Source organism: Oceanobacillus caeni (assembly GCF_042678465.1).
In the GTDB taxonomy this organism is placed as follows: Bacteria; Bacillota; Bacilli; order Bacillales; family Amphibacillaceae; genus Oceanobacillus; species Oceanobacillus caeni.
The window spans coordinates 1-17,069 of the sequence record NZ_JBHTKV010000043.1 but is presented as its reverse complement, the minus strand read 5'-3'; the positions used below and the strand labels follow the sequence as shown (position 1 = coordinate 17,069).

The following is a 17,069-nucleotide window of genomic DNA, read 5'->3' as shown; positions in this document are numbered from 1 at the left end:
ATGAAACCGCCGTATACGGAACCGTACGTACGGTGGTGTGAGAGGTCGGAGGTTAGTCGCCTCCTCCTACTCGATTATATGATGAACTTCTTTAAGAATTACTCCATACTTCCTTAAATAGTAATTAAAGACTACTTTCATTAGGATATTGATGTTATTTTAATAAAGGAGTAGAATGGGGATTTATATAGATCAATAAGTGGGATGGGATGAAGATGGATAAATGAAGAGTTGGCTTTATAATCGTTTGTTTATTTTTTATACTTTTGTAATTTTACTTTCATTAATCAATCATTTTTGGGGGCAGACATGGTTAGATTATATGATTGGAATATTAGCAATTCCGATGTTAATCGTTTCGTATCCTGGAGCTTCAAAGTTATTTAAGATTCTTGGTACAGCTTTTATGTTTGCAGGCATTTTTTTCTTTTATTCTGCAAATCTATCAATATATGAAATTCCGTTATTGTTAACATCCAATATGACAATGCTAGGCTTTCTTCTCGTTTTACCATGGATTAATAGCGTTGTATACGTTGGAAAATATGATAAGCAAATTAATCAGCTAATGGTAAAAAAGGTTGAAAATCTTGGAAGTCTTTATGTTAAAGGAACCTTTACAAGTTACATTTTAATGATGTTTTTAAATTTGTCAGGTATTAATATTGCACAAGAAGTATTGAAGGAGAATTTGAATAAACTAAGTAAGAAGGTAAGGGATACATTCATTTCAAAAACAACAGTACGTGCATATGTCCTTGCGTTAATATGGAGTCCAATGGAAATCATTGTTGCAATTACCGTAGGAGCTACTGGTGTTAATTATCTAAAGATTCTACCATACTTATTATTAGTATCCTTCATCGCCCTAATAGTAGATGTGATAGTGGGAAAATGGCGTTTTAAAAATATTCCTTTTGAATCACCAAAGGAAACCATACCATTACCTACAAAAGAAATTGTTAAAAAACTAATACAATTATTTGTTGCACTATTTTTGTTTTTAGCGTTCATTTTAATGGTAAGTAATTTGTTCAATCTGAATTTTATTATTGCTGTAACATTAGTTATTTTACCTTTTTCCGCTATTTGGGCACTCCTTATTAAACGATGGTACCATTTTAAAATTTTAGGTTATAAATTATGGAAGACACAAACAAATAAAATGCAAAATTTTGTAGTCTTATTTATTTCTTTAGCTTTCTTTTCAAATAGCTTAAATGCAACTCCTGCGTTAAAAGTAATCCAACAACCGTTTATGCATTATGCAAATAGCCCTTTTATCATTTTTGTTTTAATTTTAATCACCTATTTTTTAATGTCTTTAATTGGAGTGCATCCAATAGGAGTAATAGGGGTCTTAGTAGAGATATTAGCACCTTTATTCAATATCATAAATCCAACTAGTATTGCAATCGTACTTATCGTGTCAGCACTTGCAACTTCCAGTTCAAGTTCTTATGGAATAACAGTTACTCTAACTTCTATCAATACAAACCAAAATCCATATTTAATTACATTACGTAATCTTCCTTTTACATTTATCTTTGGATTTATCGGTATTTTAGTCGCAATATTAATTCTTTAGTTTGAAAGATCTTAGGTTGTAGCGAAGTTTTTCTAACTGTTAAAAAATCAAAAGCTTTTATTTGGATATACTAAATAGCGGATGAGTTTGTATTTTTATTTAAAGGATGATTTGACATGAACATAAGAATGGAAATAATCTATAAAACATCTAAAGGTGTAGAAGTCAGATTTTCTTCAGATGAAATGAAAATGGAAAAAGCAATTTTAATTGCTGAAGATATGGAAAAAACTGGTCGGTTAAAAGAAGTTACTTTTATCGATGTACAGGATCGGACTTGGTCATTGAAAGAACTCAAAAAGATTTTGGAGGGAATTCAAACCGAGCCTCATCATATATCTGTATATTTTGATGGTGGATTTGATGCAAAGTCAAAGAAATCGGGGCTTGGCTGTGTTATTTATTATGAACAAGATGGTAAACATTTTCGTAAAAGAAAGAATGCATTTGTTGAAGAGATTGAAACCAATAATGAGGCTGAATATGCCGCTTTATATTTAGGATTACAAGAATTAGAAGTACTAGGTGTACATCATTTGCCAGTCAAGTTTGTGGGGGATTCTCAAGTAGTCATCAACCAGTTAAGTGGCGAGTGGCCTTGTTATGAGGAAACTTTAACGAAATGGGCTGACAGAGTAGAGGACAAAATGAAGCAAATGGGAATACACCCTGAATATGAGGCCATTTCAAGGAAACAGAATCGTGAAGCGGATCACCTAGCATCGCAAGCGTTAGAAGGGTTGGAGATTGCTAGTAATATTCAATTATAACTAAGAAGAAAGTGCAGCTGAATTTTACTGCACTTTTTACTTTAGAGACGGAAAAGTATAAAGGTGTTACCTGTCTTAAGTACAAATAAAGAGTTCACCTAGCTAAAGCGAACGCCAAGTTTTCTAAAGTTAAATAAAATTTGCGACAAATTAACACAAAAGTTGTATAAATGAACAGATTGTATTACCATTTAAAGTGGAAAATAATAATACATATAGGCTTTAGTTTAAATGAAAAGGAGAATATTATGAAGATAGGTATTGATAAAATAGGATTTTACACTCCTCATATATATGTGGATATGAATAAATTAGCAGTTGCAAGAAATGTGGAACCAGAGAAGTTCACCATTGGGATTGGACAAGATAAAATGGCGGTTCCTCCAATCACGCAAGACTCTGTAACATTAGGTGCCAATGCTGCTTTAGAAATTATTGATCAAGCGGATAAAGAGGCCATTGATTTTGTTATTTTTGGTACGGAAACAGGTATCGACCATTCTAAATCTGGTGCTGTTTATATTCACCACTTGTTAGGATTAAAGCCGAACGCACGTTGTGTAGAGGTTAAACATGCTTGTTATGGAGCAACTGCTGGCATTCAAATGGCGAAAGGGCACGTTGCACTAAATCCTGAAAGTAAGGTATTAGTTATTGGCTCTGATATTGCTAGATATGGTTTAAATACCGGTGGAGAATCAACTCAAGGTGCGGGTGCTGTAGCCTTATTAATTAGTGCAAATCCAAGAATCATGACATTGGAAAATAAAAGTGTATCATTAACAGCTGATATCATGGATTTTTGGCGTCCGCTATATTCAGATAAAGCACTTGTTGATGGAAAATTTTCAAATGAACAATATATTTCATTCTTCCAAAAAGTATGGGAGAAATATAAAGAAGAAACTGGAATGGATTTGGAAGACTTCGAAGCTATTTGTTACCATTTACCATATACCAAAATGGGACTAAAAGCGATGAGAACCGTTCTGGGAGATGCACCTGAAGAAGTTCAAGAACGATTAAAAGAACATTATAGAATTAGTACATTATATAATCGTAATGTAGGTAATATTTATACAGGGTCTTTATATTTAAGCTTACTTTCATTACTTGAACTTAATGATGATATTAAGGCAGGTTCAAGAATCGGTATGTTTAGCTATGGTTCTGGTGCAGTTGGAGAATTTTTCTCGGGGGTACTAGAAGACAATTATAAAGAACATTTACTAATAAAAGAACATAAAGACTTATTCGAATCACGTAAAGAAGTATCAGTAGAAGAATACGAGCAAATTTTTGAAAAAACGTTGCCAACGGATGGTAGCAATATCGAATTAGATATTAATGAGGATTCAGCCACCATTTGCTTATCAGGTTTAATGGATGATATGCGTCAATATGTAAATAAATTAAGATAAAGAACAAAAGCGGAAGCGTCCTTACAGGCTAAAAATGCGACGTCCTGTCGCAACGCCTGTACTCGCACGTCCTGTGCTTCGTAGCGACGTACGGACTGCTTCTTGCCATGCCAGGTGGTCCGATGTTGCCGCGCAAAGCGACGGTTTTAATTGGACATTCCACTTCCGTAGGAGATAAAGGAAACATGCCCCTTTATAGGGGTTTTATACTTCTTATCTTTTAAGAAAAAACTCTGTTATGATAATAAACAGAGTTTTTTTGATAAGATATTAATTTGACTTAGGAGGTACCATTAATGCTTATTCATAATAAAGATGTAAAAGGTGCAATAGATTCTGAAACGCGTTGTAAGCATTATCATCAACCTAATGACCGTATAGCAATTAAATTTTATTGTTGTAATGAATATTTTCCTTGCATTGCTTGTCATCATGAACATGGTTGTGGAATACAAAAAGTATGGCCCCGTGAAAAATTTGATATGAAGGCAGTGTTATGTGGTTCGTGCGGTACGGAATTAACGATAAAAGAGTATTTAGAAAGCAAGTCCATTTGTCCGATATGTTTGAAGTTCTTTAATCCTGGATGTTCGATTCATTATCATTATTATTTTGCGATGTAACTATGTTTAGTAGAAACACACGAATAATTCATGCATAAAATATAGCAGTTATTATTTTAAAAAAACGTTTATAAAGAAACCTAATCCTGGAGGGGTTAATATGGCGTTTTTTCCTGCTTCGGAATATCAAGAAAGATTAAGAAAAGTAAGGCACCGTATGGCTGAGAGGGGTATCGACGTATTATTAGTAACAGATCCCGCTAACATGAATTATTTAACTGGTTATGACGCATGGTCGTTCTACGTACATCAATTGCTAGTCGTTTTTATAGAAGAGGATCAGCCGTACTGGATTGGAAGGAAAATGGATGCAAGCGCTGCTTCGCATACATCTTGGCTAGATCAAAATCATATTATTCCTTATGGGGATGATTATGTTCAATCAGATTTAAAGCATCCAATGGATTTTGTAAGCGAATTCATTATGTTGAAAAATCGTGGAAATAAAAAGATTGCAGCTGAATTTGATGCGTATTATTTTACGGCAAAAAATTTCTTAAAATTAAGCGAAAACCTACCAAATGCAACATTAGTAGACGGAACAAACTTAATAAATTGGGTTCGGATCATTAAATCAGAAAACGAACTAAAATGTATAAAGAAGGCAGCAAAAATTTCAGAAATTGCAATGCAGGCAGCGTTTGATTCTATTGAAATTGGGGGAAAACAATCTGATGCTGTAGCTGCCATATCCCATGCCCAAATAAGTGGAACAGATGAATTTGGTGGAGACTATCCGGCAATTATTCCACTTTTACCAACAGGTGATAAAACTTCAGCTTGTCATTTAACATGGACGGATGAACCATTTAAACAGGGAGATCCCGTGATAATAGAGCTTTCTGGTTGTTATCAACGCTATCATTCTCCTCTTGCGCGTACAATCATACTCGGAATCCCTGATGATAGGTCGAAACATATTGCTGAAGTTGTAGTGGAAGGAATTAATACGACGTTAGATTGTATACGCCCTGGTATGACATGTGGGGAAGTAGAATTGGTATGGCGTAAGGTCATCGAAAAACATGGAATTATAAAGGATTCAAGATTAGGCTACTCGATGGGGCTAAATTATCCACCTGATTGGGGAGAACATACCGCAAGCCTAAGGGAAGGGGATCGTACCATTTTACAGCCAAATATGACATTCCATATGATTCCTGGTATATGGCTTGATGATTTTGGTATTGAAATCAGCGAATCTTTTCGAGTAACAGAAAAGGGATGTGAAGTTTTAGCGGACTTTCCTAGGGAACTTTTAGTTAAGCCTAATATCCGGCTTGCTTGATTTAGAGTTACCCGTTGCATATGGATAAAGCATCTCTCAAAGCTAAAGAGAATGCTTAGGTTAATTTTCTATGCCAAAAAAGGGAACAATTCCAACATTAATTGAAATCGTTCCCTTTAAACGTTAATTAATTATTTATTCAAGTTTTCCCATACCGTTCCATTAATTAAATTGGGCGGCTTTCTTCCGTTTAATCCTGCTTCTAAATTTTTTGCTGCTAACTCCGACATTTTTAATTCTGTTTCATACGTTGATGAACCTATATGAGGCAAAGTAACTACATTTTTTAATTTTAGTAGTTCATTATCTTGCTGAATTGGCTCCTGTTCATATACATCGAGTCCAGCTGCTAAAATCTCATTATTTTTTAAAGCGTCAATTAAATCTTGTTCAATAATAGTCCCACCGCGAGAGGCATTGATAAAAATGGCAGTATCTTTCATTAATTGGAATTCTCTTTTTCCAATAAGTCCTTTCGTTTCATTCGTTAAAGGGGTTATCAAACAAATAAAATCAGCTTCTTGTAGCAATTCATCTAATTTCATAAAAGTAGCGTGATAGTTATTTTCTGCTTCAGGTTTACGTGTGCGGCTATGGTATAAAATATCCATATTAAAACCATTGTGAGCACGTTTTGCTATTGCATTTCCAATCCGCCCCATTCCGATAATGCCCAATTTTTTATGATGAACATCTACTCCATAATGTTGTTCTGTTAATGATTCCGTCCACTGACCGGATTTAACGAAATGGTCTAATTCAGAAATCCTTCTTGCGGTTGCTAAAATTAAACCAAAGGCCATATCAGCTACTGTATCGGTTAAAATTTCTGGTGTATTGGTAGCCATAATATTTCGTTTTGTTAGTTCATTGATATCTAAATTATTGTAACCGACTGACACGTTACTAACGATTTTTAAATTAGGAGCTTTCTGAAGTAACTTTTGGTTTACAGGTAAGCCTAAACCAATTATTCCCTCCGCCTCTGACAGAGCATCCAAAAATTTAGGGTCTGTATTTGGATCAATGTTTTTAAAAAATTGTACATCATGGTTAGCTTTTAGAGCCTCTAACACAGGCTTTTCCACTCTTTCGTATGCTAAAATTTTCAAATTATATCCCCCTCAGTTGCACTTATGCAGGAAGAAAGTTTTATACTCCTAACCTGCTAAAAATAGATTGCATACGTTCAAAATAAAGGTAACGATATCATTAGTCAAGATATACTTTCTTCCTGTATTTAGTCAAGCATCTGACTCATACGTTAGTAATGAAAGGATAATGAAAATATGTGGATATAGGAGGAAAGTGTATGGATAAAACAGTACGAGAACGGGCAGTAAGACTCCCACCCCAAGATCCTGGGGAGACAAAGAAGGTAGGTTTAATTAGAGGAGATGGAAAATAAATGTTAGAGCCTTTATTCGAAAAACTTTACCTATTTTGACTTATCATTTGTGTTAAGTACTAAGTTGGAAATATAATAGGAGATAGACTTTAAATAGAAGGAATTTTAAGATTAGGAGGTTTTACCTCATGTCAAAAATGTTATGGAATGGCTCGATTATCGATCGTGATTCTCTAATCGATATTGAAGATCGAGGGTATCAATTTGGCGATGGGATATATGAAGTGATTGGTGTATATGATGGGAATTTTTTCATGTTAGAAGAACACCTAGAAAGATTGGAAAGAAGTGCAAAAGAAATAAAATTAACACTTCCACTTCATTCAAACGATTTGATAAAGAAACTTAAACAGCTTATAGAAGTCAATCAGCTAAAGGAAGGAATCGTATATTTACAAGTTACTCGAGGAACTGCAGAAAGAGGGCATCATTTTCCTTCTAACAATACAACACCTAACCTTGTAGCTTATACGAAATTGGAGGAAACGATGAAAAAAGAAGAAGATAACGGAGGGATCGCTGTCTTAACCGAAGATATCCGTTGGTTACGTTGTGATATTAAAACATTAAATCTTCTTCCAAATGTATTGGCTAAACAAAAAGCAGTTGAACATCAAGCAGTGGAGGCTATTTTTTATCGAGGAGATATTATCACAGAGGCTAGTTCTTCAAATGTGTTTATCGTGAAAGATGGGGAAGTTTATACTCATCCGGCAAACCACTATATTTTGAATGGGATTACAAGGAGAAAGGTCATTTCCATTTGTAAAGATTTACAAATTAAAGTGAATGAGGAGACATTTACAGTTCAAGATTTATTCTCCGCTGATGAAGTATTTGTCACAGCCACAAAACTAGACGTAGTTCCAATCCTTAAAGTAGATGATAAAATTATTGGTACAGGATCTCCAGGGAAGGTTGCAACAGAAATCATTCGTGCTTTTCGTAATACGATTGAAGAAATGATTGAAACGAGCAACAAATAGCTAAGGGGGTCATGATCCTGCCAAATTTAGATTCACGGGAAAATACGGTGGCGGAAATTGATTTAGCTGCTTTTCGTTATAATGTGAAACAGATTCAATCGTTATTAAATAGGCATTGTATTTTATTAGCTGTAATTAAAACAAATGCGTATGGCCATGGAATTAAAGAAATTGCGCATGAGGCAGTAAAAGCCGGTGTAGAGCGATTAGGAGTGACTACTGTTGAAGAAGGTATTTTGTTAAGGGAAAGTGGCATCACGATTCCTATTCATCTATTAAGCCCGATTAATCAATATGATGCTTTAAATGTCGTTACTCACGAATTAATAGCTTCTGTTAGCTCAAAGAATGTTACAAAGGCGATTCATGATGCCGCAATGAAGCAAGAAAAAATAGCTACTGTACATTTAAAATTAGATACTGGTTTACACCGGTTTGGTATTGAACCAAAAAAGGCTTTAGATTTTTGTGCAGCTAGTTATTTTTTATCAAATTTGTATTGGGAAGGTATTTATACACATTTTTCAAATGCCGATGAGGGTGACTGGGTTACAACAGAAAAACAAAATCGCTTATTTGAAAAAACGGTAGAGTTATTAGAAGGAGAAGGATATCTTTTTCCTTTAAAACATGTAGGAGCTTCTACGATAGCAATTGAGCGTGTCGATATGTGTTGGAAAATGGTGCGCCCGGGTATTGCCCTATTCGGTTATCAACCAAATGAACGTCAAAAGAAATTAATTGATTTGAAACCAGTTCTAGCTCTTAAATCCAAAATTGTACAATTGCATGATTTACCTCCTGAAACACAAATAGGTTATGGTGGTACTTATGTAACGAAGCAAGGTGAGAAAATAGCTATCGTACCTGTTGGCCATGGGGATGGTTATAAACGGGAGCTGTCAAACAAGGGGTATGTTCTTGTAAGAGGTAGATTTGCTAAAATTGTTGGAACCATCTCCCTTGATCAAACATTTATTAATGTCACAAATGTACCTAATGTTCAAGAAGGTGATGAGGTTATTTTAATTGGTACACAAGGAGACCATACTATTTCAGCAAGGGACATTGCAAAATGGATTCAAAGTAATGTAGATGATGTATTAGCAGGTATCATGCAGCGTATAAAAAGAAAATATATTTAGTAGTTGTTCAAAAACTCCGATGAAAATGACTCTTCGGTACTTGGAAATTTAGTCGAAGTCGGTCCCCTTTTTGAACACGTACATTTATGGCAAAGGAGAAGTAAGATGAATCATTACAATATTGCACTTATACCAGGAGACGGAATTGGACCAGAGGTAGTAGAGGAAGGAGTTAAAGTTTTAAAGGCAATTGAAGAGGCGGATAAAACAATTTCCTTCACTTTCAAAGAGTTCCCATGGGGGTGTGAATATTATTTAAAGAACGGAAAAATGATGGATGACGATGCCCTTGATATATTAAAAGACTACGATGCTATTTATCTAGGAGCTGTAGGTTACCCCGGAGTTCCTGACCATATTTCGTTAAGAGATTTATTAATTAAAATCAGAAAAGGCTTTGATCAGTATGTTAATTTACGACCTGTTGAACTTTTGCACCCGGACTTAACACCACTTAAAAACAAAACGGAAAAAGATATTGATATGCTCGTTATTAGGGAAAATAGCGAAGGGGAATATTCCGGTGCAGGTGACTGGCTTTTTAAAGATAAACCAGAAGAAGTTGTACTTCAAACAGGAGTCTTCTCAAGAAAAGGTACAGAGCGTATTATCCGTTATGCATACGAAGAAGCACGCAAATCGAACCGTACGTTAACAAGTATTAGTAAAGGAAATGCTTTAAATTATTCCATGGTATTCTGGGATCAGGTTTTTGAGGAAGTTGGAAAAGAATATCCAGATGTAAAAACATATTCTTATTTAGTGGACGCAGCTAGTTTATACTTTGTTTCACAACCAGAAAGATTTGAAGTGGTGGTAACTTCTAATTTATTTGGTGATATTGTAACGGATATTGGGGCTGCTATTACAGGTGGAATGGGGCTGGCAACAGGAGCGAATATTAATCCAGAAAGAAAATATCCTTCTATGTTTGAACCGGTACATGGTTCAGCACCAGATATTGCTGGGAAAGGTATTGCTAATCCAATTGCTGCTATTTGGTCTGTTAGTCAAATGTTAGATTTCTTTGGACTTGAGGAATGGGCCGAAGCAGTTCTTAACACAATTAAACAAATCTTAAAAGAAAATACATATCTAACACCAGATTTAGGTGGTTCCGTTTCAACGGACGAGTTAGGTAGTCATTTTGTTGAATTACTTATAAAAAATAGGGGGTAAGATAAAGCTCAGGGGAACCTCTCTGAGCTTTATTTTACTTCAATATCATATTTCTTTAATTTTTTATAAAGGGTAACGCGTGATATACCGAGTCTTTTTGCTGTAGCTGATTTATTTCCGTTCATTTGATTTAGCATTTGTTCAATTAACTGTTTTTCTTTTGGGTACGTACTGCTAGTAAAGGCATTAGATGATAATGGGGTAAAATGCCCATGCTGCAATAGTTGGTCCATATCTGTTTTGTGAATGATAGACTGATCTGACAGAATGATCATTCGTTGTGCAACATTTCTAAGTTCACGAACATTTCCTGGCCAGTGGTATTCGTTCATTACTTGTACTGCATCTTCTGCTAGGATTGGAATAGTAGATTGATATTCTGAAGCAAATTGTTGGAGAAACTGTTGACATAATTCTATGATATCATCGGTTCTTTCCCTTAATGGGGGCATTTTTATTTGGATAACATTCAAGCGATAATATAAGTCAGGGCGGAATTGTTGATTGTTCATTAAATTTTCTAGATTTTGATTGGTGGCCGCGATAAATCTTACATTTATTTTTCTTCCTTTTGTTTCACCAATTCTGTAAAGTTCGCTTTCTTGTAAGACTCGGAGTAGTTTTACTTGCATTTCAAATGGAAGTTCTCCTACTTCATCTAAAAATAATGTTCCACCTTCTGCCATTTCAATTTTTCCCGCTTTCCCTTTCTTGTCTGCACCAGTAAAAGCACCTCCTACATAGCCAAATAACTCACTTTCAAAAAGTGCACTAGGAATGGCTCCGCAATTAACAGGTATAAATGGACCATTCTTTCTACTACTGGCCTCATGGATGGCGCGTGCGCAAACTTCCTTACCAGTCCCACTTTCTCCAAGAATTAATGTAGTGGCATCCGTATTTGCCGCTTTTTTTGCTATTTGAATAGTTTCGCTTAAGGCTGCACTATTTCCAATTAATTTAGAAAAAGGTGATGTTTCATCTAAATGAAGCATCTTTTGTTTTAATTCATTTAATTCCTCAGATTTCGTGTGAAGGTTATCATTTAATCTAACAATAGAGGTAATGTCTCTTTCCAAAGAGACGGCTCCTATTAATTCTCCTCCTTCATTAAATACAGGTGAAGCATTAATTACAACGTGTTTATCATTTCGTGGACGATGGTAAGTATTTTTAACAGGTATTCTAGAATGAAGAACTTTTAAAACCATTAAATCTTCATTATGAAAAAAATTTGTAATCCTCTTGTTTAAGATTTCTGACTTTTGTATATTGTACGTTTGTACAGCAGCATCATTCCAGAAGAGAACTTCTTTATGTTGGTTAATGACAGTAATCGCATCATCCTCAGCTGATAAAATTGCCTCTAAATAAAAATGATCCATGTGATCCCTCTCTTTCAAAGAATGCCATTATTGTTAATATATTGTAAGTTCTGTTTACATATGTGTAAATAAAATTTACACTCTCCTATATATTCTTTGACGTTCGAATTAGACGCATCTTGTTTACGGGAAGGGTTACATTATTTTTCATCCCACCTAAACGGGCAGTAAGACTTCCACCTCAAACTTCAGGGGAGATCAACTGCCCGTAAAGGTTCGATAAGATTGATTAACCATCAGTAAGGATGAAGGAATTCCCTCACAAATGGAAGTTTTCTTTATAGATAAAAATAATTGGCACAGTTTTTGCATGTAATAAATGAGAGAGAAATATAAAAAGAATAAGGGAGGCTTTAATATGGTATTATCTTTTAAACATGAGCCATTTACTGATTTTAAGAATGAGACTAACCAAGAAGAATTTAAATTGGCATTGAAAAAAGTAGAAGGAGAACTTGGCAAAGATTATCCTCTCATTATTAATGGGGAAAAAATTTATACTGAAGATCAATTGGTATCTGTAAATCCCGCTAATAAGAAACAAGTTATAGGAAGGGTTGCTAAAGCTACGAAAGTACATGTGGATCAGGCATATGAAGCTACTTTAGAAGCATTTAATAGTTGGAGAAAAATATCCTTTCAAGCACGTGCGGATATCCTTTTTAAAGCAGCTGCCATCGTACGTCGTCGTAAGTATGAATTTTCTGCATGGTTAGTTTATGAAGCAGGAAAACCTTGGGATCAGGCTGATGGGGATACTGCAGAAGGTATTGACTTTTTAGAGTATTATGGAAGACAAATTTTAGAACTATCACAAGGTAAGGCGTTAAATAGTAGGGAAAATGAGCATAATTCCTATTTCTATAAACCTATGGGACCTGGTGTAGTTATTCCACCGTGGAATTTTGCGTTTGCAATTGTTTGCGGAACTACAGTTGCCCCAATTGTTGCAGGCAATCCAGTATTATTAAAACCATCTGAATATACTCCTGTAATTGCCTATAAGATGGTAGAAGTGTTAGAAGAGGCAGGACTTCCGAAAGGGGTATTAAATTTCATTCCGGGGGACCCAGTAGAATTAGGGGATTATTTAGTAGATCATAAGGAAACGAGATTTATTAACTTTACAGGTTCACGCCAGACTGGTACTAGAATCTATGAACGTGCTGCAAAAGTGCAAGAGGGGCAACAACATTTAAAACGTGTTATTGCTGAGATGGGTGGAAAGGATACTATTATCGTCGACAATAGCGCAGATTTAAATTTGGCAGCAGACGCAATTGTTCACTCAGCATTTGGCTTTTCGGGTCAGAAGTGTTCCGCCTGTTCAAGAGCGGTTGTGCACAAAGATGTTTACGATGAGGTGCTTGAGAAAGTAATCGCAAAAACAGAAGGGTTAACCATCGGTAACCCAACAGAGAATAACTTCTATATGGGGGCCGTTGCAAATAAAAAGCAGTTCGAAAAAATTAGGACTTATATTGAAATTGGCAAGAAAGAAGGTAAGTTGATATTTGGTGGTCAGTCGGATGATTCAATAGGATATTTTGTTAAACCAACGATTTTTAAAGATGTAGAACCAGATGCAAGAATAATGCAAGAAGAAATTTTCGGGCCGGTTGTGGCTTTTACTAAGGGTGAGGATTTTGACGATTTAATAGATATTGCAAATAATACGGATTATGGATTAACCGGAGCGGTAATTTCCAATAATCGTGAACATTTAGAACGAGCCAGGTACGATTTTCACGTAGGTAATTTGTACTTTAATAGGGGATGTACAGCGGCAATCGTAGGTTATCAACCATTTGGTGGATTTAAAATGTCAGGTACAGATTCTAAAGCAGGGGGCCCCGATTACTTGCTACATTTCCTAGAAGCGAAGGTAGTTTCGGAAACCTATTAAAAGTGTGGGTTCAAAAAGGCGGATGAAAAGGACTGAGGTCGACTAAAAGCGCAATGTCTGTTTTTAGTCGGCCTTCCTAATCCGCTATTGCTAACGAAATGTCATCTTCATTAGCTTTTTGAACATTCTTTAAAAAAGCTTTTCGTATTCATCCAAAACCAAAAAAGGAAGATGCGGAGTGGTAAATCTTTCAAGAGATTTCTTTATCGCTTTATCAAATAATAAGTTTTTAAATAAAAATGCGAAACGTTGGGGATTTCGATTAGGAGCGAATAAATTTGTTCCCGGTACAGAAATCGATGAAGTTATAGGAGTAATCAAGAAACTAAATCAAGCGGGCATAAGCTGTACTCTCGACCATTTAGGAGAGTTTGTCTTTTTAAAAGAAGAAGCAATAAAAGCAAAGAAACAAATTCTATATACGTTAGACAGAATTTACGTTGAACAACTTGATTGTCATATATCCGTTAAATTAACGCAACTTGGATTAGATATTAATTCAGCGTTTTGTGTAGAAAATATGCTTGAAATTCTAAATAAGGCAAACCAATATAATATATTCATTAATATTGATATGGAAGATTATTCTCACTATGAACCTACCCTAGAAATTTTAAAGGAATTACGGAAACACTATGAAAATGTAGGGACAGTCATCCAATCTTATTTATATCGTTCAAAAGGAGATCTTGAAAAATTAAAAGATGTTCGAATTCGAATTGTTAAAGGTGCTTACAAAGAAAATAATGAAGTCGCATACCAAACAAAGGATGAAATTGATAGAGAATTTATTTCACTTGCAAAGGAAAGATTGTTGGGTCATTCCTTTACTTCTATAGCTACTCATGACCATCATATTATTCAGGAATTAATCCATTTTATAAATGAAAACGGTGTCAGTCAAGATAGATTTGAATTTCAAATGTTGTATGGGTTTCGAACGGAATTACAATATAAACTAACAAAAGAAGGTTATAATTTCTGTACGTATATCCCGTTCGGAACAGATTGGTTTGGTTATTTTATGCGTCGTTTAGCGGAGCGCCCTCAAAATATAAATTTAATTGTAAAAGATAAGTTGTACACGAAAGACAATCGATTAAAAAAACAGCCTATTGTTACAAGTGCTATTATAGTATTATCGTTTATTTTTTGGAGGAAAAAATCGAAAAGATAGGAGAAAGGAAAAAGATTCCTATCTCCTAAGACATAAATAATGATTATATCACTTGTTTTCGTGTTTCATCTATGGAAAAATGAAAGAATGTGTGAAGATCAACTGCTTGTATGGCTTTGATAAGCGCGACTAACCATCAGTGGGGGAAGAAGGCCCCCCACCGATGGAAGTCTTCTTTATTTCATGTTATGTTGGCAAATAAAATTATTCATAAAGGGGAGAAAAAATGACGGATATTACGTATCAATTAATAGCAATTATTATTTATTTAGCTGGAATGGTTTCTATCGGATGGTATGCATATAGGCGTACGAAGGACTTTAGCGATTATATGTTAGGTGGGCGTGATCTTGGTCCAGCAGTTTCAGCTCTAAGTGCCGGAGCGGCTGACATGTCCCAGTGGTTATTGATGGGATTACCCGGTGCTATTTATGTTGCAGGTTTAGTAGAAGGTTGGATAGCAATTGGTCTAACAATTGGAGCATGGCTTAATTGGTATTTAGTTGCACCGCGCTTACGTGTTTATACTCAAGTGTCAAACAACTCCATTACCATACCAAGTTTTCTTGATAACCGTTTTAAAGGAAATTCCAAATTATTAAGGATCGTTTCAGGTATCGTTATTTTAGTATTCTTTACGTTTTATGTATCATCAGGAATGGTTGCAGGTGGCGTGTTTTTTGAAAGTTCCTTTGGTTACAGCTATCATACTGGGTTAATTATTGTTGCACTTGTTGTTATAGCTTATACTTTCTTAGGTGGGTTTCTTGCAGTTAGTTACACTGACTTTATCCAAGGAACAATTATGTTTTTTGCACTCATCATCGTTCCAATCGGCGGGTTATTTTTAAACGGGGGAATTGGTGAAACATTAGACTCCATTCGTTCGGTAGATATCAATTTACTTAGCTTTTTTGCAACTGCATCGGTTGCTGGCGTTATTTCATCTTTAGCATGGGGACTCGGATATTTTGGTCAACCACATATCATTGTTAGATTTATGGCGATTAAAGATGTGAAGGAAACAAAATCGGCAAGAAGAATTGGCATTGGTTGGATGATTCTATCTTTAGTTGGTGCTGCTGCAACAGCACTAATAGGTGTTGCATATTTCCAACAGAACCCAAATGTTACGTTAGATAATCCAGAAGCTGTTTTTATCGTGATGGGCCAAATTGTTTTCCATCCATTTATTGCAGGGATTATGTTAGCTGCGGTACTTGCCGCAATTATGAGTACTGTATCTTCACAATTACTCGTGACCTCCTCAGCTTTAGTAGAAGATATCTTTAAAACTTTAGTTAAAAAGGAAGTTTCCGATAAAACATATGTAAATTTGGGCCGTTTAGGAGTTTTAGCTGTTTCCATCATTGCTGGTATATTTGCTTGGCAACAAAATGATACCATATTAGGTCTTGTTTCCTTTGCCTGGGCTGGGTTTGGGGCGTCATTTGGCCCGATTATCTTACTTTCATTATATTGGAAGAAGATTACTGGAACGGGTGCCTTAGCAGGAATGATTGTTGGTGCAGTAACAGCATTTATCTGGGGATCTACGGCACTCTCAGGTTATTTATATGAGATTGTACCTGGATTTATTTTAAATTTAATTGTAGCTTACATCGTAAGTATCCTAACATTTAAACCAAATAAGGAAATTGAAGATGAATTCGACAAAACGTTGGAGATTCTAAATAAGAATTAATTAAAACAATAAAAAATTGGGGTACTGAAAAGGTATCCCCATTTTTTATTTTCTTTCAAAAGGTAAGTTAACTATTTTCTTCAGAAATTGAGTTTTTAACAATGATAGTTGAATAGGATATATGAAGTGAAAAGATTGTATAAGGAAGTATTATGCAGGGTGAAATACAGGGGGAGATAGAAAGGTTTAATTTTCCGTCTCAGTTAATTGTTTTTTCACTTGGTCTAATGCTAATTGAAGGATCTTTTCTTGCGTTACATGAGAGTTCGTAATCACATTCGTATGATATAGTTGTCCTTCATAGTCAACAGTTACATTAACTTGAATCATTCACATCACCCTTTCTTTAAGATAAGTAATTATAACATATCTCTATTTTTATGTCAATATTCAGAAATTTTAAGTTTACCTTTTTTTCCCCTATAAGAACATGTTTTCGTCATATTGAGATTCTTTAGGGAAAACTTTTTGCAGTTTCAATGAAGAAG

Annotated in this window: 14 protein-coding genes; 11 read left to right on the top strand and 3 right to left on the bottom strand. The window is 35.0% G+C overall.

Annotated features, from left to right (window positions below; genetic code table 11):
* Positions 1–223 precede the first annotated feature (223 nt).
* From ACFQ18_RS17260 to ACFQ18_RS17240, 5 genes are all read left to right on the top strand, one after another.
* On the top strand, positions 224–1,588 hold the full coding sequence (locus tag ACFQ18_RS17260) for a hypothetical protein (RefSeq protein WP_047184223.1): 1,365 nt from the start codon (positions 224–226) through the stop codon (positions 1,586–1,588).
* A gap of 116 nt (positions 1,589–1,704) precedes the next feature.
* Complete coding sequence (locus ACFQ18_RS17255; RefSeq protein WP_047184224.1) at positions 1,705–2,358, top strand: ribonuclease H family protein; 654 nt, start codon at positions 1,705–1,707, stop codon at positions 2,356–2,358.
* Between the two features lie 248 nt (positions 2,359–2,606).
* Positions 2,607–3,779, top strand: a complete 1,173-nt coding sequence (locus ACFQ18_RS17250; protein WP_047184225.1) for a hydroxymethylglutaryl-CoA synthase — start codon at positions 2,607–2,609, stop codon at positions 3,777–3,779.
* A gap of 296 nt (positions 3,780–4,075) precedes the next feature.
* A complete protein-coding gene (locus ACFQ18_RS17245) occupies positions 4,076–4,402 on the top strand; it encodes a CHY zinc finger protein (RefSeq protein WP_047184226.1) in 327 nt (108 codons plus the stop codon).
* Positions 4,403–4,502: 100 nt separating this feature from the next.
* Complete coding sequence (locus tag ACFQ18_RS17240; RefSeq protein ID WP_047184227.1) at positions 4,503–5,690, top strand: M24 family metallopeptidase; 1,188 nt, start codon at positions 4,503–4,505, stop codon at positions 5,688–5,690.
* Between the two features lie 131 nt (positions 5,691–5,821).
* On the opposite strand, the gene ACFQ18_RS17235 is transcribed toward ACFQ18_RS17240, so the two are convergent.
* Positions 5,822–6,802 (bottom strand): 2-hydroxyacid dehydrogenase, encoded by a 981-nt coding sequence (locus tag ACFQ18_RS17235; RefSeq protein WP_047184228.1) that lies wholly within the window; start codon positions 6,800–6,802, stop codon positions 5,822–5,824.
* A 424-nt stretch (positions 6,803–7,226) separates the two neighbouring features.
* Between ACFQ18_RS17235 and dat the strand changes: the two genes are divergently transcribed.
* The 3 genes from dat to ACFQ18_RS17220 all read left to right on the top strand — a co-directional run bounded on the left by dat (position 7,227) and on the right by ACFQ18_RS17220 (position 10,408).
* Entirely contained in the window at positions 7,227–8,084 is an 858-nt protein-coding gene (dat, locus tag ACFQ18_RS17230; RefSeq protein WP_047184229.1) for a D-amino-acid transaminase, read from the top strand.
* A gap of 11 nt (positions 8,085–8,095) precedes the next feature.
* The gene (gene alr / locus ACFQ18_RS17225; protein ID WP_047184230.1) at positions 8,096–9,229 is read left to right on the top strand and encodes an alanine racemase; all 1,134 of its coding nucleotides are present in this window, start codon (positions 8,096–8,098) and stop codon (positions 9,227–9,229) included.
* 105 nt (positions 9,230–9,334) lie between these two features.
* Positions 9,335–10,408, top strand: a complete 1,074-nt coding sequence (locus tag ACFQ18_RS17220; protein ID WP_047184231.1) for a tartrate dehydrogenase — start codon at positions 9,335–9,337, stop codon at positions 10,406–10,408.
* Between the two features lie 29 nt (positions 10,409–10,437).
* On the opposite strand, the gene ACFQ18_RS17215 is transcribed toward ACFQ18_RS17220, so the two are convergent.
* Entirely contained in the window at positions 10,438–11,793 is a 1,356-nt protein-coding gene (locus tag ACFQ18_RS17215; RefSeq protein WP_047184232.1) for a sigma-54 interaction domain-containing protein, read from the bottom strand.
* 358 nt (positions 11,794–12,151) lie between these two features.
* Here ACFQ18_RS17215 and pruA point away from each other — a divergent pair, with 358 nt between their 5' ends.
* From pruA to putP, 3 genes are all read left to right on the top strand, one after another.
* Positions 12,152–13,699, top strand: a complete 1,548-nt coding sequence (pruA, locus tag ACFQ18_RS17210; RefSeq protein WP_047184233.1) for an L-glutamate gamma-semialdehyde dehydrogenase — start codon at positions 12,152–12,154, stop codon at positions 13,697–13,699.
* Positions 13,700–13,877: 178 nt separating this feature from the next.
* Positions 13,878–14,876 carry a proline dehydrogenase family protein gene (locus ACFQ18_RS17205; RefSeq protein ID WP_047184234.1) on the top strand — a complete coding sequence of 333 codons (999 nt, stop codon included), beginning with the start codon at positions 13,878–13,880 and terminating at the stop codon, positions 14,874–14,876.
* A gap of 226 nt (positions 14,877–15,102) precedes the next feature.
* Positions 15,103–16,581: a sodium/proline symporter PutP gene (gene putP, locus ACFQ18_RS17200; protein ID WP_379566829.1), complete on the top strand. Its 1,479-nt coding sequence runs from the start codon at positions 15,103–15,105 to the stop codon at positions 16,579–16,581.
* A gap of 186 nt (positions 16,582–16,767) precedes the next feature.
* Here putP and ACFQ18_RS17195 read toward each other — a convergent pair whose 3' ends face one another.
* Positions 16,768–16,911, bottom strand: coding sequence for a BA3454 family stress response protein (locus ACFQ18_RS17195; RefSeq protein ID WP_114335155.1), 144 nt, complete (start codon positions 16,909–16,911; stop codon positions 16,768–16,770).
* Between the last annotated feature and the right edge of the window lie 158 nt (positions 16,912–17,069).

Excerpts from the sequence above, each read along its gene's own strand:
- dat (WP_047184229.1), top strand. The coding sequence starts at position 7,227 with ATGTCAAAAATGTTATGGAATGGCTCGATTATCGATCGTGATTCTCTA.
- ACFQ18_RS17255 (WP_047184224.1), top strand. The coding sequence starts at position 1,705 with ATGAACATAAGAATGGAAATAATCTATAAAACATCTAAAGGTGTAGAA.
- pruA (WP_047184233.1), top strand. The coding sequence starts at position 12,152 with ATGGTATTATCTTTTAAACATGAGCCATTTACTGATTTTAAGAATGAG.
- alr (WP_047184230.1), top strand. The coding sequence starts at position 8,096 with ATGATCCTGCCAAATTTAGATTCACGGGAAAATACGGTGGCGGAAATT.
- ACFQ18_RS17260 (WP_047184223.1), top strand. The coding sequence starts at position 224 with ATGAAGAGTTGGCTTTATAATCGTTTGTTTATTTTTTATACTTTTGTA.
- ACFQ18_RS17240 (WP_047184227.1), top strand. The coding sequence starts at position 4,503 with ATGGCGTTTTTTCCTGCTTCGGAATATCAAGAAAGATTAAGAAAAGTA.
- ACFQ18_RS17195 (WP_114335155.1), bottom strand. The coding sequence starts at position 16,911 with ATGATTCAAGTTAATGTAACTGTTGACTATGAAGGACAACTATATCAT.
- ACFQ18_RS17220 (WP_047184231.1), top strand. The coding sequence starts at position 9,335 with ATGAATCATTACAATATTGCACTTATACCAGGAGACGGAATTGGACCA.
- ACFQ18_RS17245 (WP_047184226.1), top strand. The coding sequence starts at position 4,076 with ATGCTTATTCATAATAAAGATGTAAAAGGTGCAATAGATTCTGAAACG.
- ACFQ18_RS17215 (WP_047184232.1), bottom strand. The coding sequence starts at position 11,793 with ATGGATCATTTTTATTTAGAGGCAATTTTATCAGCTGAGGATGATGCG.
- ACFQ18_RS17250 (WP_047184225.1), top strand. The coding sequence starts at position 2,607 with ATGAAGATAGGTATTGATAAAATAGGATTTTACACTCCTCATATATAT.
- putP (WP_379566829.1), top strand. The coding sequence starts at position 15,103 with ATGACGGATATTACGTATCAATTAATAGCAATTATTATTTATTTAGCT.